The sequence below is a fragment of the Terribacillus saccharophilus genome, from assembly GCF_046592895.1.
GTDB lineage: Bacteria > Bacillota > Bacilli > Bacillales > Amphibacillaceae > Terribacillus > Terribacillus saccharophilus_D.
In genome coordinates this window covers 972531-992733 of record NZ_JAWVPU010000001.1, presented here as the reverse complement: position 1 = coordinate 992733, position 20203 = coordinate 972531, and the positions used below count along the sequence as shown (strand labels likewise).

Annotated in this window: 23 protein-coding genes; 13 read left to right on the top strand and 10 right to left on the bottom strand. The window is 45.0% G+C overall.

The annotated features are described in order from the left end of the window. Positions 1-100: 100 nt before the first annotated feature. From SFC66_RS04725 to kdpDN, 5 genes are read left to right on the top strand one after another with little or no spacing between them, the layout of a single operon-like run. Positions 101-187 carry a potassium-transporting ATPase subunit F gene (locus tag SFC66_RS04725; protein WP_411217751.1) on the top strand — a complete coding sequence of 29 codons (87 nt, stop codon included), beginning with the start codon at positions 101-103 and terminating at the stop codon, positions 185-187. An 18-nt stretch (positions 188-205) separates the two neighbouring features. Beyond that, positions 206-1852 (top strand): potassium-transporting ATPase subunit KdpA, encoded by a 1647-nt coding sequence (kdpA, locus tag SFC66_RS04720; RefSeq protein WP_411217750.1) that lies wholly within the window; start codon positions 206-208, stop codon positions 1850-1852. A 14-nt stretch (positions 1853-1866) separates the two neighbouring features. After that, the gene (gene kdpB, locus SFC66_RS04715) at positions 1867-3921 is read left to right on the top strand and encodes a potassium-transporting ATPase subunit KdpB (protein WP_411217544.1); all 2055 of its coding nucleotides are present in this window, start codon (positions 1867-1869) and stop codon (positions 3919-3921) included. Between the two features lie 12 nt (positions 3922-3933). After that, complete coding sequence (gene kdpC, locus SFC66_RS04710; RefSeq protein WP_411217543.1) at positions 3934-4506, top strand: potassium-transporting ATPase subunit KdpC; 573 nt, start codon at positions 3934-3936, stop codon at positions 4504-4506. Continuing rightward, positions 4503-5627: a KdpD-like non-kinase potassium sensor gene (kdpDN, locus tag SFC66_RS04705; protein ID WP_411217542.1), complete on the top strand. Its 1125-nt coding sequence runs from the start codon at positions 4503-4505 to the stop codon at positions 5625-5627. The genes kdpC and kdpDN overlap by 4 nt, the downstream gene beginning before the upstream one ends. Positions 5628-5726: 99 nt before the next feature. Here the strand turns inward: kdpDN and SFC66_RS04700 are convergent, their stop codons facing one another. After that, a complete protein-coding gene (locus tag SFC66_RS04700) occupies positions 5727-6170 on the bottom strand; it encodes a MarR family winged helix-turn-helix transcriptional regulator (RefSeq protein WP_411217541.1) in 444 nt (147 codons plus the stop codon). 27 nt (positions 6171-6197) lie between these two features. Further along, positions 6198-7406: an MFS transporter gene (locus SFC66_RS04695; RefSeq protein WP_411217540.1), complete on the bottom strand. Its 1209-nt coding sequence runs from the start codon at positions 7404-7406 to the stop codon at positions 6198-6200. 110 nt (positions 7407-7516) lie between these two features. Here SFC66_RS04695 and SFC66_RS04690 point away from each other — a divergent pair, with 110 nt between their 5' ends. The 3 genes from SFC66_RS04690 to SFC66_RS04680 all read left to right on the top strand — a co-directional run bounded on the left by SFC66_RS04690 (position 7517) and on the right by SFC66_RS04680 (position 9851). Continuing rightward, positions 7517-7939 (top strand): NUDIX hydrolase, encoded by a 423-nt coding sequence (locus SFC66_RS04690; RefSeq protein ID WP_411217539.1) that lies wholly within the window; start codon positions 7517-7519, stop codon positions 7937-7939. A 437-nt stretch (positions 7940-8376) separates the two neighbouring features. Next, on the top strand, positions 8377-8826 hold the full coding sequence (locus SFC66_RS04685; RefSeq protein ID WP_411217538.1) for a flavodoxin: 450 nt from the start codon (positions 8377-8379) through the stop codon (positions 8824-8826). Beyond that, positions 8814-9851 (top strand): ribonucleotide-diphosphate reductase subunit beta, encoded by a 1038-nt coding sequence (locus SFC66_RS04680; protein WP_411217537.1) that lies wholly within the window; start codon positions 8814-8816, stop codon positions 9849-9851. Before SFC66_RS04685 ends, SFC66_RS04680 begins: the two co-directional genes overlap by 13 nt. Positions 9852-9884: 33 nt before the next feature. Here SFC66_RS04680 and licT read toward each other — a convergent pair whose 3' ends face one another. The 3 genes from licT to SFC66_RS04665 all read right to left on the bottom strand — a co-directional run bounded on the left by licT (position 9885) and on the right by SFC66_RS04665 (position 11875). Continuing rightward, positions 9885-10730 (bottom strand): BglG family transcription antiterminator LicT, encoded by an 846-nt coding sequence (gene licT, locus SFC66_RS04675; protein ID WP_411217536.1) that lies wholly within the window; start codon positions 10728-10730, stop codon positions 9885-9887. Between the two features lie 484 nt (positions 10731-11214). Beyond that, positions 11215-11658 carry a spore coat protein gene (locus tag SFC66_RS04670; protein WP_411217535.1) on the bottom strand — a complete coding sequence of 148 codons (444 nt, stop codon included), beginning with the start codon at positions 11656-11658 and terminating at the stop codon, positions 11215-11217. Positions 11659-11671: 13 nt separating this feature from the next. After that, complete coding sequence (locus SFC66_RS04665; protein ID WP_411217534.1) at positions 11672-11875, bottom strand: spore coat protein; 204 nt, start codon at positions 11873-11875, stop codon at positions 11672-11674. Between the two features lie 346 nt (positions 11876-12221). Here SFC66_RS04665 and SFC66_RS04660 point away from each other — a divergent pair, with 346 nt between their 5' ends. The 3 genes from SFC66_RS04660 to SFC66_RS04650 are packed head-to-tail and all read left to right on the top strand — an operon-like array spanning position 12222 to position 13441. Further along, on the top strand, positions 12222-12758 hold the full coding sequence (locus tag SFC66_RS04660; RefSeq protein ID WP_411217533.1) for a TetR/AcrR family transcriptional regulator: 537 nt from the start codon (positions 12222-12224) through the stop codon (positions 12756-12758). Between the two features lie 4 nt (positions 12759-12762). Next, positions 12763-13077, top strand: a complete 315-nt coding sequence (locus SFC66_RS04655; protein ID WP_411217532.1) for a DMT family transporter — start codon at positions 12763-12765, stop codon at positions 13075-13077. Positions 13078-13090: 13 nt separating this feature from the next. Then, positions 13091-13441 carry a DMT family transporter gene (locus SFC66_RS04650; protein WP_411217531.1) on the top strand — a complete coding sequence of 117 codons (351 nt, stop codon included), beginning with the start codon at positions 13091-13093 and terminating at the stop codon, positions 13439-13441. A 29-nt stretch (positions 13442-13470) separates the two neighbouring features. Here the strand turns inward: SFC66_RS04650 and SFC66_RS04645 are convergent, their stop codons facing one another. The 3 genes from SFC66_RS04645 to SFC66_RS04635 are packed head-to-tail and all read right to left on the bottom strand — an operon-like array spanning position 13471 to position 16425. Then, entirely contained in the window at positions 13471-14475 is a 1005-nt protein-coding gene (locus SFC66_RS04645) for a FecCD family ABC transporter permease (protein ID WP_411217530.1), read from the bottom strand. Continuing rightward, complete coding sequence (locus SFC66_RS04640) at positions 14472-15467, bottom strand: FecCD family ABC transporter permease (protein WP_411217529.1); 996 nt, start codon at positions 15465-15467, stop codon at positions 14472-14474. Before SFC66_RS04640 ends, SFC66_RS04645 begins: the two co-directional genes overlap by 4 nt. Before the next feature lie 37 nt (positions 15468-15504). Continuing rightward, on the bottom strand, positions 15505-16425 hold the full coding sequence (locus tag SFC66_RS04635) for an iron-hydroxamate ABC transporter substrate-binding protein (protein WP_411217528.1): 921 nt from the start codon (positions 16423-16425) through the stop codon (positions 15505-15507). A 221-nt stretch (positions 16426-16646) separates the two neighbouring features. Between SFC66_RS04635 and SFC66_RS04630 the strand changes: the two genes are divergently transcribed. Together SFC66_RS04630 and SFC66_RS04625 are read left to right on the top strand one after the other, a co-directional pair. Continuing rightward, positions 16647-17681 (top strand): NAD(P)/FAD-dependent oxidoreductase, encoded by a 1035-nt coding sequence (locus SFC66_RS04630; protein ID WP_411217749.1) that lies wholly within the window; start codon positions 16647-16649, stop codon positions 17679-17681. Positions 17682-17865: 184 nt separating this feature from the next. Next, the gene (locus tag SFC66_RS04625) at positions 17866-18663 is read left to right on the top strand and encodes a hypothetical protein (protein ID WP_411217527.1); all 798 of its coding nucleotides are present in this window, start codon (positions 17866-17868) and stop codon (positions 18661-18663) included. Between the two features lie 48 nt (positions 18664-18711). On the opposite strand, the gene SFC66_RS04620 is transcribed toward SFC66_RS04625, so the two are convergent. Together SFC66_RS04620 and SFC66_RS04615 are read right to left on the bottom strand one after the other, a co-directional pair. Next, complete coding sequence (locus SFC66_RS04620; protein WP_411217526.1) at positions 18712-19776, bottom strand: tartrate dehydrogenase; 1065 nt, start codon at positions 19774-19776, stop codon at positions 18712-18714. Beyond that, the gene (locus SFC66_RS04615) at positions 19773-19979 is read right to left on the bottom strand and encodes a DUF3951 domain-containing protein (RefSeq protein ID WP_411217525.1); all 207 of its coding nucleotides are present in this window, start codon (positions 19977-19979) and stop codon (positions 19773-19775) included. The genes SFC66_RS04620 and SFC66_RS04615 overlap by 4 nt, the downstream gene beginning before the upstream one ends. Positions 19980-20203 lie beyond the last annotated feature (224 nt).

Genomic DNA, 20203 nt, shown 5'->3' with positions numbered 1-20203 from the left:
ATATGGATATGCTTTACATTGGATTAAGTTTACTGCTTTTTGGCGGTCTGACTGTATTACTTGCAACTGTCGCAAGACTTGCTGAGAAAGAGGGGACACGATGATTATTCATGTTGGTTTGCTTACAGCGGGTGTTGCGGTCATAGGCTATCTTGTTTACGCCTTGCTCTATCCTGAAAAATTTTAATGAAGGAAGGTTCGCGTGATGATTGTTTCACTGATTGCCTTAGCCATCGTGCTTATTCTGATGGGGATTTCCTTGAAGCCTATGGGCTTATACATGGCTGCTGCATTTTCAGATTCAAGGCTTGACCGACTTTTTCTACCAATCGAAAACATCTTGTACCGCATTTCGGGCATCAGGAAACAGGAGCAGACGTGGAAGCAGTACATAATTTCCATGCTTTTGCTGAATATGGTCTTGTTATTGTTCATTTACGCGGTGTTCCGCCTGCAAGGTATCCTGCCGCTGAACCCGCTAGATATTGCCGGGATGGATCCAGCTTTAGCTTTTAATACAGCAGTTAGTTTCATCACCAATACAAACCTGCAGCATTATAGCGGAGAATCAGGTTTGTCGCTGTTTTCACAATTAGCTGCCATCTTGTTCATGATGTTTGCAGCACCTGCTACGGCGCTTGCGGTTGTAATTGGCTTCATCCGATTACTTGGCGAGAAGCCGATCGGCAATTTTTTCGAAGACTTCATCAGGGCACTAGTTCGTGTGCTGCTGCCGATTTCTTTTATCGCAGCAATTGTATTCGTAGCACTTGGAATGCCACAGACATTCTCGGGAGCGGTGCATGCCACTACGATGGCAGGTGCGGAGCAAACAATTCTGCGCGGACCGATTGGTGCATTTCTTTCAATCAAGGAGCTGGGTAATAACGGAGGAGGATTCTTTGGGGTAAACTCTGCGCATCCTTTTGAGAATCCCAATGCTTACACAAATCTGCTGCAATGCTGGCTGATGCTCTTGCTTCCTGCATCATTGCCGTTCACTTACGGAAAGATGATTGGAAAAGCAAAACAGGGCTGGATGCTCTTTGGAGCAATGGCCGCAGTATTCCTTGTCATGCTGACAGCAGGTATTGCTGCAGAAATGCAGGGTAACCCACTGCTTCATGGCGCCATGATGGAGGGGAAGGAGACTCGCTTTGGTGTTATCGGAAGTGTGTTTTATAGCATTGTGACCACGGCTGCTGAAACTGGGGCAGTCAACACGATGCACGACACACTCAGTCCGCTGACAGGGTTGCTCGCGCTTGGCAATATGCTGTTGAATACAGTTTTCGGCGGCGTTGGAACCGGATTTATGAACGTAATGCTTTATGTGATGATTGCTGTTTTTATTGCTGGCTTGATGGTAGGGCGGACACCCGCATTCCTTGGAAAGAAACTTGAAGGAACGGAAATGAAGCTGCTGGCGATAACGTTGCTTGTACAGCCGATTCTCATCCTTATTGGTACAGCTATTGCGATATATTTCCCAGCAGGAAACGGTGCCATATCAAACCCCGATTATCATGGCCTGACACAGGTGCTGTACGAGATCACATCTTCTGCAGCTAACAATGGTTCCGGGTTTGAAGGCTTGGCGGATGCAACAACATTTTGGAATATCCTGACCGGAATCATCATGTTCCTAGGCCGATATATTTCGATTATCACATTAGTAGCCGTAGCAGCTTCACTGGCTAAGAAGAAAGCTGTCCAGGAGAGCAAGGGGAGTTTGCGGATGGAAAGTCCATTGTTTGCGAGTTTGTTAGTCGGAACGTTTTTCCTGGTGGGAGCACTTACCTTCCTGCCAGTTCTGGTGCTCGGCCCGATTGCAGAATACGTAACTTTATAGGAGAGTGACTTGTCATGGCAGCACATACTGCAGGGAAAGATGAAATTCCCTCTACCGGTTTATTTACGAAAAAAATGTTGAAGGAAGCTTGCTTGGATGCCGTAGTGAAGTTGCACCCTGCATATATGGTCCGGAATCCGATACTTTTTATCGTTGAACTCGGTTTTTTGGTCACATTTTTACTCGCGGTTTTTCCTGGTGACCATGCAGAAACTATGGGCAGAGGTTTTTATTGGGGCGTTTCAGTGATTCTGCTGCTGACGGTTCTGTTTGCAAATATGGCAGAGGCGGTAGCCGAAGGAAGGGGGAAGGCGCAAGCGAATACGCTGAAACAGACCAAGCAGGATACCGCTGCCAGACGTCTTCTCCGCGGGAAAGAGGAAACAGTTTCCTCGGCTGACTTGCGTAAAGGTGATATCGTCCTCGTGAAGGAAGGTGAAGTCATACCAGGAGATGGAACGATCATTGCCGGGATGGCAAGTGTTGATGAATCAGCCATAACCGGTGAATCAGCGCCGGTTCTGAAGGAAGCAGGCGGCGATTTCAGCTCTGTCACAGGCGGGACGACAGTTGTAAGTGATGCGCTTACCGTTGAAATCACCAGTCAGCCTGGAGAAAGCTTCCTTGATCGAATGATTGCGCTTGTGGAAGGAGCCGATCGTAAGAAGACACCAAATGAGATTGCCTTGAATACGGTTCTGATCAGTTTGACGATCATCTTTATGCTGGTGGTCATCACATTGCCATTTTTCACGGATTATATCGGCTTTTCCCTCGATACAGGAATGCTTGTCGCGTTACTTGTCTGTCTGATTCCTACTACCATTGGCGGTCTGCTCAGTGCAATCGGTATCGCCGGCATGGACCGGGTGACACGGTTCAATGTTCTGGCGATGTCTGGGCGTGCTGTGGAAGCAGCTGGTGATATTGATACGATCATATTGGATAAAACCGGTACCATCACTTTCGGCAACCGGATGGCCGCCGAGTTCATACCTGTGGAGGTCGTGTCTAAACTAGCGTTGATGCAGGCTGCGGTCATTACATCCTGGAAAGACGAAACACCAGAAGGGCGCTCCGTGATCAGCTTGGCAGAGGGTCAAGGTATTATGATGGACCAAGAGAAATGGCAAGAAGCCACATTTGTTCCTTTCCAAGCACAGACCAGGATGAGTGGAATGGATTTGACCGACGGCGGCAGCTATCGTAAAGGTGCCGTGGAAGCAGTCAAAGCATGGGTGCTTGAGCGCGGGGGGACGATTCCTGCGGATTTTCAGGAGAAAGCGGATGATATTGCAAAAATGGGAGGCACACCACTGGCGGTGGCGTTGGATACGGAGCTCCTCGGGTTGATTTATTTAAAAGATACGGTCAAACCAGGTATGCGGGAACGATTCGATGAGCTACGTAAAATGGGGATCAAAACGATCATGTGTACCGGCGATAATCCGCTGACGGCAGCAACCATTGCCAATGAAGCTGGTGTTGATGATTTCATCGCCGAAAGTACACCGGAGGATAAAATCGAAGTGATCAAACGGGAGCAAGCACAGGGAAAGCTTGTTGCGATGACCGGAGACGGTACGAATGATGCCCCGGCTTTGGCCCAAGCAGATGTAGGGCTGGCGATGAACAGCGGAACGACAGCTGCAAAGGAAGCAGCCAATATGATCGACCTTGATTCTGATCCGACGAAGATCATTGAGGTTGTTGCTATCGGCAAGCAGCTGTTGATGACTAGGGGAGCTCTTACGACTTTCAGCATAGCCAATGATGTTGCCAAATACTTCGCGATCATACCGGCATTGTTCATGCTCGGTATCCCCGAGATGCATGTTTTGAACATCATGCAGCTGGAGTCGCCGACAACTGCGATTCTGTCGGCGCTTTTATTCAATGGATTGATCATACCGGCGTTGGTACCGTTGGCTGTAAGAGGTGTTGCATATAAGCCTGTTCCTGCAGATAAGCTGCTCAGGAAGAATTTGTTCGTTTATGGACTGGGCGGTATTATCGTTCCGTTCGTAGGAATTAAAGTCATTGATCTGCTGTTAAGTCTGTTTCTATAGGAGGCAAACGATATGAATAAACAAGTTTCCACAATAATGCCTGTTTTGCGGCTTGGACTGGTCAGCCTGGTTTTGTGCAGTGTCCTTTATCCTTTAGCAGTAACGGGTATCGGGCAGCTATTATTTCCTTATCAAGCTGACGGCAGCTTGATGGAAGACGAGAATGGCAGCGTAATCGGTTCGGAACTGATTGGCCAGACGTTTACCGACCCTGCGCTTTTCCAAGGCAGAGTATCCAGTATCGACAATGATGCTTCGGGGTCTGGGACGCCTAATTATGCCCCCTCCAATCCAGAATTGATTTATCGGACTGAAGAAACACTGCATACGCAGCAAGCTGCTAATCCTGATGGCGGTACCGTTCCTATGGATTTAGTGACAAATTCCGGTTCTGGACTGGATCCGCATATATCAGTGGAAGCGGCTGAATATCAGGTGCCAAGGATAGCTGAAGCTAGCGGTATACCAGCAGAAGAGCTATACAAGTTGATCGACCGGCACCGAACATCTCAGCTTGAAGAGCTGCTTGGAGCTCCAGCTGTGAATGTATTACAGTTGAATGTGGATTTACAGGCGTTGAAATGATGGAAACAAATGATAAAGCAGCAACCTTTTTAGCAGCAGCAGCCATACAAGGCAGAGGGCGACTGAAGTTATATATCGGTGCTGCTCCTGGTGTCGGGAAGACATATAAAATGCTGACAGATGCCCGACAGATGAAAGAAGAAGGCATAGATGTGGTTATTGGCTTGATTGAAACGCATGGGAGAGCAGAAACAGCTGCACAGTTGGGAGACTTGGAACAAGTTCCACTACTGGAAACCTGCTATAAAGATCGTCCATTTTATGAATTGAATATAGATGGGATTGTACAGCGTACACCAAAAGTGGTTTTAGTTGATGAGTTGGCACATACAAATATTCCGGGTTCCAAGCACACGAAGCGATATCAAGACGTCATGGAATTACTTGATGGAGGGATTGATGTGCTTGCAGCTGTCAATATTCAGCATCTGGAAAGTGTGCATGATATTGTCCAGACCATCACAGGAGTACGGGTAAATGAACGTGTGCCAGATTTATTTGTGCAGCAGGCAGATGAGATAGAGTTGATTGATGCAACACCGGAAACCTTGCAGAAGCGACTGAGGGAAGGGAAGATATATCCGCCACAACGGATTCAAAAGAGCCTGCAGAATTATTTTCAGCTTACCAATCTTGCAGCATTGCGTGAATTGGCACTTCGCGAAATTGCCGATGAAGTAGATGAGAAACTCGAGCTGCAGAAGGGAGCAGACTATCGAGGACCTCTAGGGGTTCATGAGAAGATACTTATTTGTATACAGCATACAGATACAGCAGAAAGATTGGTGCGCCGTGGGTATCGCATGGCAAATCGTCTCAATGCAGAACTATATATACTACATGTAGCCCGCGATGAAGCAGTTGATAAAGGGAAAGTGGACTATATAAGGCAGCTTTGTACAACATTTGAAGCACACTTCCTGCTTCAAAGATCGAACAAAAAAGTGGCAAATGCCATTGTGCTGGAAGCTAGAAAACACTTTATCACACAAATCCTTTTGGGACAGTCGGCTCGGACACGGTGGGAAGAAATTTGGAAAGGGTCCATAGTGAACACGATTATGCGTCAGACATACAACATTGATATTCATATTGTTTCTGATCAGAAGGCTGTCCGATAATCAAGTATTATTCTGAGTCTATGTTTATGATGCAAAAGCCAGTATTACAGTAGTGGACCGCATAGTCTGAAAGGGAGGTGCCACAAGGGTGGCACCTCCCTATTTCTTTTGTTCTCTTATGATGTCATTGATCTGTTCCATTGTTTCTGTCATCTGATGCAATTCCTCAAGATCGATTTTGGAGTAATATTTCGCGATGAGCAGCTCGTCTAGTTGCTCGAGACTTTCAATATACTCATGGCCTTTCTTTCCAAGTGCTAAAAAATACTCCCGCTTATTTGTGGGATTGGCTTGCTTCGTGATCATATCTCTTTTTTCCAATTTGGATAGCACTTGGCTAACAGCGCTTTTGGAAATGCCGAAAGCGGCTGCGATATCATTGGCAGTGGGTTGCTTGTTTTTTTGGATATAAGACAGCATGAATTCCTGCTGGACAGTCAAATCCAGCTCATCGAGTTCCTTTGTTTCTTGGGAAATCAGAATGCCAAACTCCTCATACGCTTCATTCATTCTCCGGATGGTTTCCTTATATGAATGACTCATTTGCATCGTTCCTTCCAATACAGCTTCTTATTGCATATTACGCCATTTCTTAGCTTTTGCAAATACCAGGACTGCCATTACCAATCCAGTGCCCGCGAATGCGGCAAGCAGAACCCGGGCGGAAAAGCCGGCACTCATCAAAGAGCTGAATAGAGTTTGTGAGATAGGATCGAATGCTGTGGAAGCCAAGAATACAATACTCATGACCCTTCCCATCATGGCGGGGTCGGTTTTCTCCTGAATGATGACATCCGTAGGGATATACGTGATGAAACCAAAGAACCCAATAACCGTTGCCACAGGAATCAGCCAATATAAATTAGGGACTTGGCTGAAGACGCCGAGAGATAAGACGCTTGCAACCAGGAACATTAAGATCAATCTGCCGCGATTTCTTTTGAAAGTGAAGGCAAGCAGGAAGATGGTGGCGGCAAGGGAGCCGACGGAGAATCCTGCTTCTAAAAAGCTAAGATCCAGGGCACTGCCTCCAAGTTCTTCTGCAAGTATTGGCAGACTGAGGAACATCGGACCGAATACAAAGAAATTCACAATGATGATGATGCTGATAGCGGATGTATAAATGGAAGAAGATCTCAGATACCGATAACCTTCCTTGAATTCTGTAACAAAAGAAGCTTTCTCTTTTTGTTTATCGGGCTTCGCATCTTTAATGAAAGCAGGGAGGACGAAACAGGCTCCTACAACAGTAGCAGCAATGCTGACCGTAAAAGTAGCACTGAAATTGTAATAATGCAGGATCGCCCCTGCGGCAATCGGACCGACTAAAAATACCAGCTCCTGTGAACTATGAATCAGTGTATTGGCAGGCTGCAATTCTTTTTGCGATACAATCGTCGGGACCAAAGACGAAAGAGCAGGAAAGAAGAACCCATCCAAGCAGCCGATGAAAAAGGATACAATCAGCAGCAGTGCTATCGATAGGGAATCATGCGCAAGTCCCCAGAGCAAGACGCCCATCAGCACACCTTGCAGTAATTGGGTGCTGAATAGAATCTTGGACTTTTGAATGCGGTCCGCTAGCACGCCGCCAATGATCATCGTCACCATACGCGGTATGGAAGCAGCTGCCATCACCAATCCTAGATACTGAGGATGATGCAGTACATCAACGACATACCAGGAAACAGTGATCATATACATGGAGAAACTCAGAACCGAAAAAAGCTCGGAAAGAAGGATCAAAGTGAATTGTTTATTTTTTAGTAGTGCTTGCATGCTGATCACCTCATTAATTAAGTTAACTAAACTAAACTATATAAAGGTATTACAGAGATGTCAACAGTGTAATTGGAATTTGGTATATACTGGGGAAAAGGAGGGGTAGCGTGAAAGAAATACGCGTAGCCTACGCATTGATTCATGATGAGAAGACCCAGAAAGTCCTCATGGTACATAACAAAAAGAACGACAGCTGGACACTGCCAGGAGGATTGGTGGAACCAGGCGAATCCTTGGCCGAAGCAGCGATACGGGAAGCAAAGGAAGAGACGGGGCTGGATATCGAAGTGACATCGATTCTGGCTGTGAATGAAGCTAAGTTACAATCTGTCAATGAACATGCCATATTTATTACTTTCAAGGCCACCCAAATCAGCGAAAAGCTTCAAATACAAGATACGGAAAAGATAGCGGAAGCTGCTTGGAAGTCTTATGAAGATGCGGATAATGTGATGACTTACCATCCAGGAGGAATAAAGAGCTTACTTGGTGGTGGTGTGCCTTATGTGGATGAAGGAACCGTTGGCTGAGTCGGAGACATATATGAGCAAAAGGGAACTGGTAATGCATTTGTCTAAAAGGTCTCTCTGCGCATTTTTCTTTATTCTTTGTTTTTGGCTTTACTTCCGTTTTTTCCAAGGAAATGACGTGGGTATTATTGTGCCTCTTGTGAGTTGGATAATTTATATATTATCTGATTCCGTCGTCGCACTTGTGAAATGGGAACTTAATAGAATGAGTGGGACGAAAGCCGGCAGCTGATGCCGGCTTTTTCTATTTTATACTTTAGACACAGAAAGTTAACTGAATAATACTACATATACATTTATACTATTTTTATATATCTATATATAGTTTCCTCTGATAAGATAGAGGGAACTGATGTCAGTGACGAAAAGACACGAATTATGATAAAATGATGGGACTGACTTTTATGAAGGTACTTTCTGAAAGAGGAACTGCAATAATGTCGAACCCGAAAAAAACAAAAGTTTTACTCATTGCATATGTCTCAGTCAGCGGTAATACACAGGAAGTTGCGGAGCTGATTGCAGAAGAACTGACACATAAACAGCAGGACGTGACGCTTTATTGCATGAATGGCAATGAGCCGTTTCCGCATGTGCCGGATTATGATGCAATGCTGATCGGAACATATACATGGGGTTCAGGTGACACCCCTTTCGATGTGAAGGATTTTGTAGCGGATGTCGGCTATAAGCCGGAGAACGTATTTGTATTCGGTACAGGCGATACGCAATTCGGCGGTGATGATATGTTCTGTATGGCAGCAGACAAGCTGGCAAAATTTTATCATTCGCCGATTGCTCCGCTTAAAATAGAACAATCCCCAAGGGGATCGCAGGAAAAAGAAGTATTGGAATGGACGAGAGGAGTATTGGAATGGCTAAACTGATGAAGGCTACTGTACTGGAGCCGAAGAATCCAAATAAATCAACAGCATTATTCAACGGAGATGCAAGCGGAATCCTGCACTGGGATAACGTGGCATACCCGCATTTCTATGATTTGCGCAAAACGATCCGCGGTCTGTTTTGGACGGCAAATGAAGTGAACATGGTGGCAGATACGAAGCAATTTGCGAACCTTTCTGATCAAGAACGTACAGCATTCCTGAAAATCATTGGTTTGCTGGCGACATTGGATGGCCCGCAAACGGATATCGCCTCCAAAATCGCTGCCTTTTCGACAGACCCAAGTGTCAAATCGATTTTGGCAACCATTGCTGACCAGGAGAGCGAGCACAATCACAGTTATACGTATGTACTGGCATCCGTGACGAATTATGATAATCAGATTGCTTCTTTCAACGAAGGACGCACTGATAAAGTATTGCTTGAGCGTAATGAACGGATTGCTGCTGTTTATAATGAATTCGCAGAAAATCCGACAGTCGAGACAGTACTGAAAGCAATGGTTTATTCTGCGCTATTGGAAGGATTGTTCTTCTACAGCGGATTTGCTTTCTTCTATAACTTGGCACGCAACCAGAAAATGGTCGGAACATCCACGATGATTTCTTATATCAACCGTGATGAACTGCATCATGGCCGGTTCATCAGTGAGTTGTTCCGCGCTACACTAGCAGAGAATCCGGAATATAATAACGACGAATTCATCGAGTGGGTATACGATCAATTCCGTCATTCTGTCGAGCAGGAAACAAGATGGAGCCGCTACGTGCTGGATGGCATCGACGGCATCAACTTGGATGACATGGAAGGCTATGTGAAATACCGTGCCAATAAAATGCTGCGCATGCTTGGACTAAGCGAAATTTACGAAGGCTATGAAAAGAATCCGATGAAGTGGATCCGTGCTTATACCGATAATTTCAACGGTACAAAATCAGATTTCTTTGAACAGAAATCCCGTCAGTATACAAAAACAAGCGATTTGAACGGTTTCGACGATCTATAAAAACAGCAAAGAGCCAGCCGGTGACGGCTGGCTCTAGCTGTATTCTTCTTTTTTCTGTACAATCCGGTGGATATGGATGGTCAGATAGAGCAAGTCCTCATTCGTAAGCTGTTCTTGATACATCTTCTGAATATACGACTGTATTTTTTGCGCGCAGGCATAGGCTTTGCTGTAATTGGTTTTCACCATCTCAAAGAGGCTGTTATCCTCATCCTTTTGTTTCCGATGATTCAATATCCGTTGAGCGAAGAATTTCAAGTGGGTCACAAAGCGGTAATAAGCCAGCGATTCCTCATTATACTCAATTCCAAAATGAAATTTCACGATATGAAGGACATCCTGGATGAATTTCGTGATATTGATCATCACAGGCATGTCTTCATTCATCTGTGCGTTGACGATATGCAGCGCAATGAAACCGGCTTCATCTTCGGGAAGGATGATGCCCACCTTTTCTGCAATGATCGAAAGGGCGTGCTGACCGATTCGGTATTCTTCTGGATAAAAACGTTTGGTTTCCCAAAGCAATGCATTTTTTATATCAATACCTTGCTGAAATCGTTCGACAGCAAAATAGATGTGATCAGTCAAACTGACATAGATATTGTCATGTATGTTCTTATTTGTATGCTGCTTGGCATATTGGATGATCTCTTCGGATACTTCGACGAAGGATAGTGGGATTTCGGCTAATAATTCCATCAGCCGCTCGTTCATTTCCGTATCGTCGAGTTTGAACGTCTTCTCGATCTTGGACTCATCCACGATATCGCCAGCTTTGCGGCCAAAGGCAATACCTCGTCCCATGATGACAAGCTCATGTTCCTGCTCGTCCAAGACGGTGATGACGTTATTATTCAACACTTGCTTGATCTGCATCAGGACCACCTGTTCCTTTAAAAGGGATAAACTATCTAGGTTTATAGTATCGGAAATTGATAACGATTACAATCCGCATCACCTGAATTAAATGACAAAAAAGTGAGCAAAATGACTGCTCCTAGGATTTGGGACTTTCCATCCTTATCTCCGTATCGGGATAGCAATAAACTGGAGAAAATGAAACCTTATTTGATTGTCAGTTTTGTATGTTTACTGGATAGCGAAATAGACCTTACGCTTTTAATAGTAAGTTTCTTGGTGATGAGTCTCTCAGCGATCATATAAGGAAGAATAACAGTAACAAAGATATAAATAATAATGCTTGGATGGTTGTTCTGCAGCAACTTCTTTTATGCTGTGAGACTTAATGGAGAGATTACCGTCTTAATGAGGATATCGAGACAAGAAGTAAAAAGAGAACACTGCTTCCATGCTATGTAAAGAGAAAGAGCCGAGCATCACGGCCCGGCTCCACTATTTCTTACAAGATATCCACTCGTACAAGCAAGGATAAAAGAAGCTGAAGAAGCAATTGAACATTCACTGCCAAATCAGTATCTGTAGTTGTCACTCTGACATTACGTGAATTCCTGATGAAGGTTTTTTGCTCGTTTTTCTGTTTGACTGTAGCTTTTTGGAAGAGTTCTTGGGCAACTTGGTCTGCTTTGCTGCTGTCTGCGATGGAAATGCTCAAGATAACACTGATTGCTGCTTGCAAAGCTGCTTGAACAGTCAAAGCTGCTTGCGTGTCAGTTGTTGTTACTTCTACATCGATAGAATCAATAACATAGATGCTTTCTTTGGAAGATTGCTGTGTCTCGGATTTCTGTTTAGCTGCTTGTTCTGGATCGGTAAATGAATGTGCTGTTCTTGGATCAAGCGCACTCCATCCGTTATTTCCACCTGGGTACCATACGTCACTCATCTATATCACCTCCTTAATCTAATATTCGTTTAAGCTCTACTTGCAGTTCGTCGGAAATTTGTTTGATTTTACGACGTCTTTCCGGAGAAAGGTTGCGCAGAGCATTATCGGATACCCCGTGTTTTGCCAGGACATCTGATAGAAGTAAATCCATGACTGATCCTTGAGGATTGCTTTTAGCAGTCTCCATGAATCTTTTTTTGAAATTCTCATCCATGAATAACAGCCCTCCTTCTTGTTAAGCACTTCGTATAGTGTAGGATATGGGGAAAATCTATTTTGTAGTGGGTAGTTTACGGTTATCAAAAACCTATTTTTCTGGAATGGGGTATAGATGTCCCTATATCCACTAGATGAATGTCCTTTTATAGGTGAAAAAGTGACAAATGTCTTTAATAGGCTTCTATACTTAGCCATTTTTCGTTTTGTTCAGACAGCTGTTATAAACGATGAAAAAGTCCCAGTGTCATATTTGTCACTTTCTGGACGGTAACTTGATTTGCCAAAAGTCAATGAAGCTGTTAACTTGATACTGTACCGTCTGGACGGTTAGGAGTGATGAAATGAAAACACAGGATAAGATCCTCGATGCAGCTGCTGAACTTATTTTGGAAGAAGGCGTCAGCAACGTCACACTGGAGAAGATAGCGAAGCGAGCAGAAGTAAGCAAAGGCGGGCTGCTGTACCATTACCGTACTAAAGAAATATTGTTCCAGGAGCTGAATCTGGTTGCAATCAAGGAATTCGATGAAGCAATTTTACGTTATATAAATGAAAAGCCAAGCGGAAGAGGTGCTTACACAAGGGCTTATGCAATGGCTACACTGGAAGATATTCAGCGCAGCGGTACCCATCGGAGCAGTGCACTTATTTCGATTTTCAGTGATCATCCGGAGATTATGAGCATTTGGAAAGAAGGATATGCAAGGTGGCAGCAGCAATTCGAGCAAGATGACCTGGATTGGAAGGAAGCAGCCACCATTCGATTTGTCTGTGATGGACTATGGTTCAATGAAATGGCAGGAACAGCAAGCACATCAGCATTTGCAGCAGATTTGCTACACAGTCTGCTGGCACGTATGGAGGAGAAAGGGGAGTAGGGATATGGGATATCTATTTTTGGCAGTATCGATCATATTCGAGGTTTTCAGTTCCACGATGCTGAAATTATCGAATGGCTTTAAGCATCTGCTTCCCATCATAGGCTTGGTAGTGGGGTATGGGGTCAGTTTTTATTCTTTATCAGTTACCTTGAAATCACTGCCGCTCGGTGTGGTTTATGCTACATGGAGTGGCATAGGTACAATCTTGACGGTTATGATTGGCGTATTACTTTTTAAAGAGAAAATAAATAAAAAAGGTGCTTTGGGCATTATCATCTTGCTCATTGGCCTTGTGATGATGAATTTATCTAAGTAAAGGAAGATGTAACATGAAAGCAAGTTTATTTCTGACAGCAGCAATCATATTGGAGACCATTGCCTCGTCCATGCTGAAGGTATCGGAAGGCTTCTCTATTTTACTGCCATCCATCATTGTCGTGATCGGATATCTCGGCGCATTTTTATTCTTGTCCTTCACACTGAAGTCCATGTCATTATCCACTGCTTACGCAACATGGTCGGGTGCAGGGACGGCATTGACAGCTATGATTGGCATCTGGTTTTTTGGAGAATCAGCGTCGCTTATGAAATTCGGGGGCTTGCTGCTAGTCATCATCGGTCTGGTGCTTTTGAACACACAGCATAAGGAAGCGAAAGAGAGAGAAGCTTCTCCTCAATGAAATAAGAGGTACTGCACAGGCAGTATCTCTTATTTTTTTAGCAGCAAATAAAGGAAATAAGGAGCGCCGATGAAGGCTACAACGATTCCGGCAGGCAAACCATCAACTGTTGCGATATTCCGTCCGATCGTATCCGCCAGAAGCAGGAGCCATCCGCCGATCAGAGTAGCAGCAGGCAGGACATACTGATGGCGTGCGCCCACAAGTGCCCGTGCAATATGCGGGGCCATCAATCCGACAAAGCTGATACTGCCCGCAACCGATACCGCCGCAGCAGCAATGGCGACAGCTGCCACCAGCAGAATGATGCGATCACGATTCAGCTGAACCCCGATACCGACGCCGACTTCTTCGCTTAAAGCCAGAACATTGAGCCGATTTGCCATATACAGTGTCAACGGCAGGATTACTATGATCCAAGGCAGCAGTGCAAGGACAAAAGGCCAATCTGTTCCCCAAATATTTCCCGCCAGCCATTTAGCGATGAAATCGACTTTTTCCCTATCAGCAGAAGAAATCAAGACGACCATCAACCCTGAGAGTGCCATGGAAAAACCAACCCCGACCAAGACCAGGCGAACTGGCTGCAATCCATGTCTTTTGCTGTAGGAGAACAGATAAATCAAGCTAGCTGTAGCTAGAGCACTGACAAAACCTACTAGCGGAAGAGCATATGCAAAGTTTCCAGCATCAATTGGCATGAATAAGAAAAATATCGCTATCCCCAAGCCTGCCCCTGAATTGATGCCGATGATGCCGGGATCGGTCAAATCATTTCGCGTGATGCCTTGCAGGATAGTGCCCGCCAGAGCAAGTGCCATTCCAGCGAGGAGTGTGACTACAATGCGGGGAAGTCGCACATCAAACAAAACAAATGCTTCAGGAAAAGTCCCGTTGCCAAATAGTGTAGGCAGTAAGCGATTATAAGAAAGCGAAGCAGGACCAAGTCCCATACCGATGACGATTGTGACTAGGATCAAAGCAGCCACTGCAATCAGCAGGAAGATATGTCTGCTTCTGTTTGCTGTTTTCATGAGTAAGACCGACCTCCCCGATGGACGATGAATAAGAAGAATGGAAGACCGAGTGCAGCTACGATGGCCACAAGCGGTGTTTCATAAGGTGCGTTGATCGTACGGGCGGCTGTATCGGCAAGCAGCATGAAGCTTCCTCCTGCAAAGAAGGACAAAGGCAATATGTAACGATAATCCGTGCCGGCAAAAAAGCGGACGATATGTGGAATCATCAAACCAATGAAGGTCATGTTCCCGACCAATGCAACAGATGCCCCAGCCAGCAGGATGGTCACAAGGAATAATAGTGCTTTGATTGCAAATGTTTTCTGCCCAAGTCCGACAGCAACATCATCGCTTAAGCTGAGCAGCGTCAATTGATGGGACAAGAATAACGATAAGATGATCCCTGCCAATATGATCGGAATGACAAGCTGCAGCTGCGTCCAATTGACGCCGATCAATCCGCCAGCCGTCCAGGCAGAAACTTGTTTAGACAGCTTGAAGCTCAAACCGATCGCTTCGGAAACTGCATATAGCAAAGCAGATACAGCAGCACCTGCCAAAACGACTTTCACCGGTGACAAGCCCCCGAGCCGAAGTGCGCCGATGCCGAAAACGAGTCCGGCCCCAACCGCTGCACCGATAAAACAGGCAATGATGATGACGATGTAATTCCCATTCGGAATGAATGCTAATGCGGCAGCCAGTGCAGCATTAGCTCCAGCAGTCAAACCGAGCAGGCCCGGATCTGCCAGCGGGTTGCGTGTCATACCCTGCATGATTGCCCCGGCTACTGCCAGGGCAGCACCGACGAAAAAGGCTCCGATTTCACGAGGCAGCCGAGTTTCCCGGATGATCAGGATATCATCATTTGTTTGGCTGCTGAATAATGCTGTCCAAACATCGCGTAAAGAAATATCGGCAGCACCAAGAGATAAGGCGGCAGCAAATGCTGCAATCGATAAAATGAATCCGATAATAAGTTTCAAAATAAACGGTATGTTCTTCATCAGCCACGCATCTTTCTATGTAAGAATAAAGAGCTTCCTATTTCAGGAAGCTCTCTTTAATAAATTCTAACTGATAATCCAAAGTATTGGAATCGTTAAAGTAGAAGGCATTTCCATCAACTTCGTATACCTGGTTATTTTTTGCTGCTGTGGTATTTTGGAACGACTCGGAATCTTCGATGGATGTATCCGCGTCATCAAACTTGCTGAAGATGACGTAGTCACCCATATATTCCGGCAAAACTTCTGTCGATAAAGCGAAATAACCAGCCTCCAAGGCATCTTCTTTCACTTTATCCGGCATGTTCAGGCCCATTGCCTGATACAGCACTTCCGTTCCGCGTCCCCAGTTGTTTCCATAAACGTACAGCTGTTTATCAAAGTTCTCGACCACGGATACCGTAGCATCGGCACCGATTTTTTCCTTGATCTGCTCACCTGCTTCAGTGGCACGCTTTGTGAAATCATCAGCCCATGTTTGTGCTTGCTCTTCTTTGTTGACCAGCTTCCCGATTTCAACATGCTGATCGAGATAGTTCAATTTACCGTAAGTGAATGTGACAGTCGGAGCAATTTCTTTCAGTTTATCAAGGTTTTTCAATCCGGAAAGACCGATGATCAAGTCCGGTTTAAGTTCAATGATTTTCTCCAAATCATCCTCAGTTACTTCCTCTGCGTCCTTTAACGCATCCTCAAAGCGAGGATTTTGCATCGACCAAGCGTCAGCTCCAACGATTGGGATGTCCAAATCTAATAAATCACCGACGTAAGAGGATAATACGACAACGCGCTGCGGATCAGCAGGCACCTCCACCGGACCATCTTCTGATTCATATGTGATGGTATCGCTCTCATTTCTGGATGAAGATGACTTTTCTTCAGAGCCGGAAGAAGAATTGCCGCCGCAAGCTGCTAATACCAAAATCAAGATGAATAAGATAGGGAATAGCTTTTTCATTATGTATGTCACTCCTCATATATTAGGGGGGATGCCCTGTTAGGGGGACAGGGCATCAGGGTCATACGATGAGAATGAGAATGATTATCAATCTCGCTTGATTCCATCATAAGGGCAGAAAATTTGTATGTCAACATTGATTTTGAGAAATATTTCCGTTATATTTGAATGAGAATGATTATCACTATCGGAATGAAGGAGGAGTCAGTGTGCAGGAAGAAATGCTGTATGATGTAACAATCATTGGTGGAGGTCCCGCGGGATTATATTCCGCTTTCTATAGTGGGTTAAGGCAAATGAAGACGAAGATCATCGAGTTCCAGCCTCAACTGGGCGGTAAGCTGCACGTTTACCCAGAGAAGATGATATGGGATGTTGGCGGATTGCCACCGCTTCCGGCAGGTAAACTGATCGACCAGCTGACTGAGCAGGCGCTGACCTTTGATCCCGAAGTGGTATTGAACGAGAAGGTAACAAGTATTAAACGCAATGCTGAAGGTATCTTTGAACTTCAGGCAGCCAGCGGGGCAGTCCACTATTCCAAGACAATCATCGTTGCGGTTGGCGGCGGGATTCTCAATCCGCAGAAATTGTCCATCGAAGGCTGTGAGAAGTTCGAGGTAGCAAATCTTAATTATACAGTGAAAGATATGCAGCGTTTCAAGGATAAAACCGTCATCATCTCCGGAGGCGGGAACTCTGCTGTCGATTGGGCAAATGAGCTGGAACCGATTGCTAAAAAGGTATATGTCACATATCGTAATGAAGCATTGAAAGGTCATGAAGCATCTGTAGAGCGTTTGATGTGCAGCGGTGCGAAGTGTTTCCTTTGTACGTCGATCACGAAACTCGTTGCCTGTCCGAATCAGCAAAATATCGAGCGTGTGGAATTGACGAATCATGAGACGAATGAAACTACTTTCTTACCGATTGATGAAGTCATTGTCAATCATGGCTATGAACGCGATATGGATTTGATCAAAAACAGTGAAGTGGATGTCGAGCTATTGGATAATTACTATATTGCGGGGACATCAAGTGGTGAGTCATCTGTACCCGGTCTGTTTGCTGCAGGAGATATCCTTAAGCATGACGGCAAGGTAACCTTGATAGCCGGCTGCTTCCAAGACGCAGCAAATGCTGTGAACAAAGCGAAGCAATTCATAGAACCTGCTGCAGAAGGATATGGCATGGTTTCTTCTCATAATGTGTTGTTCAAGCAACGAAACCGAGAATTAGCGAAAAAATCAGTTTAAGAGCGCAGATGCGCTCTTTTTTTATGGTCCAGTGTCTAATGACAGAGGGAGAACCGAGAGAGCATTAGTATAACAGTAGCACGATGAGTTCCAAAATTATGAAAAAAGAACCATTGTTTTACATAACCTTACAAAATCTGCTTATTCATCCGGTTTTGGTGGTAAACAATAGCGAGGTGATGAAATGAATAAAAAAATTCTGATCGCGCCATTTGCTGCATTAATCCTATTCCTGTGTGGCTGTGGAGCGAGCGCGACTGACACCGAGACGGCTAGCGAAGACAAAGCAAAGGAAAGTGAAACAACAGAAACGGAATCATCTGCAAGCAATAATGAAGGAGCATCAGAATCAGATACAGCTGTCAGGGAAACAGAAGAAGCGCCTAAGTCCGACACTTCTGCCAGTGAAAGCAAGGAATCAACAAAGCCTGAGGATTTCTTTACTTCAGAAGAAGGCAGCACAGGATTACCTGAAAGTGAGTCTCCACTGGAAGAGGAAAGTGCAGGGTCTGTGGGAGCTGATACGCTGGAATCCGAATCTTCCTCTGCAGAACCGGTTGATGGGAAAGTAACATTCGAAGGCGTCAATTTTGAACTGCCCTCCGATTATATCTCTTTAGGTGAAATCGAAGAAATGGGTATACCACTAGTTGCTTATCAGCATGGTTCCAATGTGATCAATGTCGTAGCAGAGGATATTTCAACATATCCAGATCTTACAATGGAAACATACGTAGAACTTTCAAAGCAGCAGACTGGCTTTGATTATAGCAGTGATGAAACATACGAAATAAACGGCATGGAAACGAACGAGCTTATCAGCAACATGGACGGCCTTACTACACAGCAGAACACGTTCATTCATGATGGAACGGCATATATTTTCACGTTCAGTGCAATGGATGAAACATATGAACAAGATAAAGAAAGCTTCAAAAAGGTATTGGAATCGGTCTCCTTTGAGAGCGGCAGCAATATCTAAGCAAGCAAAGAAGCCGCCAGGCACGAATGGCAGCTTCTTTTTTTGTGGTTACCTGCTTAGTTTGTACACTCTCTGCACAATTGCTTCGGTCACATCATCTGTTCCATAATTTCCGCCAAGATCAGGTGTGAGTATCCGGGCTGCTGTTACTTCTTCAATGACGTCCAGCAGTTCATCACCGAGCTCTTGCTCCCCAAAGTGGTCTAGCATCAGCTTAGCAGTCCAGATCTGACCAATGGGATTGGCAATACCTTTACCGACGATGTCCGGTGCAGAACCATGGACTGGCTCGAACATAGATGGATATTTACCGTTCACGTTTATGTTGGCAGCTGGTGCAATCCCGATGCTTCCCATGATGGCAGCCCCGATATCGGTGAGCACGTCACCGAACAGATTGCTGGCAACAATGACATCAAAACGCTCCGGCTGCGTAACGAAGAAGGCAGCAAGGGCGTCAATATGCTGACTATCTGTATTGATATCGGGATGATCTTTTTTCACAGATTGAAACACTTCATCCCAAAATGGCATAGAGTGTATGATTCCATTGGATTTGGTTGCACTGGTAACATGCTTTTTCCGTTTTGAGGCAACTTCAAATGCGTAACGCATCGCCCGTTCGGTTCCTCGTTTGGAGAAGATGCTATTCTGGATTGCAATCTCATCAGCACCCCGGAAAATCCGTCCGCCGACTTCACTGTATTCGCCTTCACTATTTTCCCGTACGACAAGTAAATCAAAGTCCTTGGGGCTGGCAAGCGGAGAAGTGATGCCTTTCAATAACTTCGCAGGGCGGATATTGATCACTTGTTCAAATTCACGACGAATTTTGATCAGCATGCCCCATAACGAGATGTGGTCGGGTACGAGCTTTTGATTTCCAACAGCTCCGAGGAAGATGGCATCTGCATCTTGTAAACGATCCAATGCATCATCGGGCATCATCTGATTATGTTCCAGATAATACTCGCAGCTCCATGGATATTCGGTGAATTCAAAATGCAAACCGCCATGCACTTCGGAAACCGCTTTCAAAACATTTTGCGCTGCTGGAACAACTTCTTTCCCGACGCCATCTCCAGGTAAACTAGCTATCTTTAATCTCTTCATACGTCTCCTCCTTGTTTGGCTTCTGTGATTGTTTTACGCTTTTCTTCATGAAATTCATCCTGTGAGACAGAAACGATATAATCTAGCGGAGTGTAGCGATTATCCGGTACAGCCTTATGGCGAACCAGCTTATAAATGCTTAGGCATAGTAGCAAGATGACGCCGACACTGAAGCAGAGCGTGCTGAATAATAATAAGAGCATCCTAACCTCCCTGCAGTTAACGCTTACATATATTCTACCTGAGTGAAGTAAAATTCAAAAATATTTCACTTAGAATTATTTGAAAATACAGCATATATACCTTATAATCACGATAAGATAGAATACATGAACGGAGAAGAAAAGCCTCCATCCCGGAAACGAGATGGAGGCTTTTTTTAAAAACTGAAAGGAGGCGATTCCCTTGGGAAGGTGAAGGTATTGAA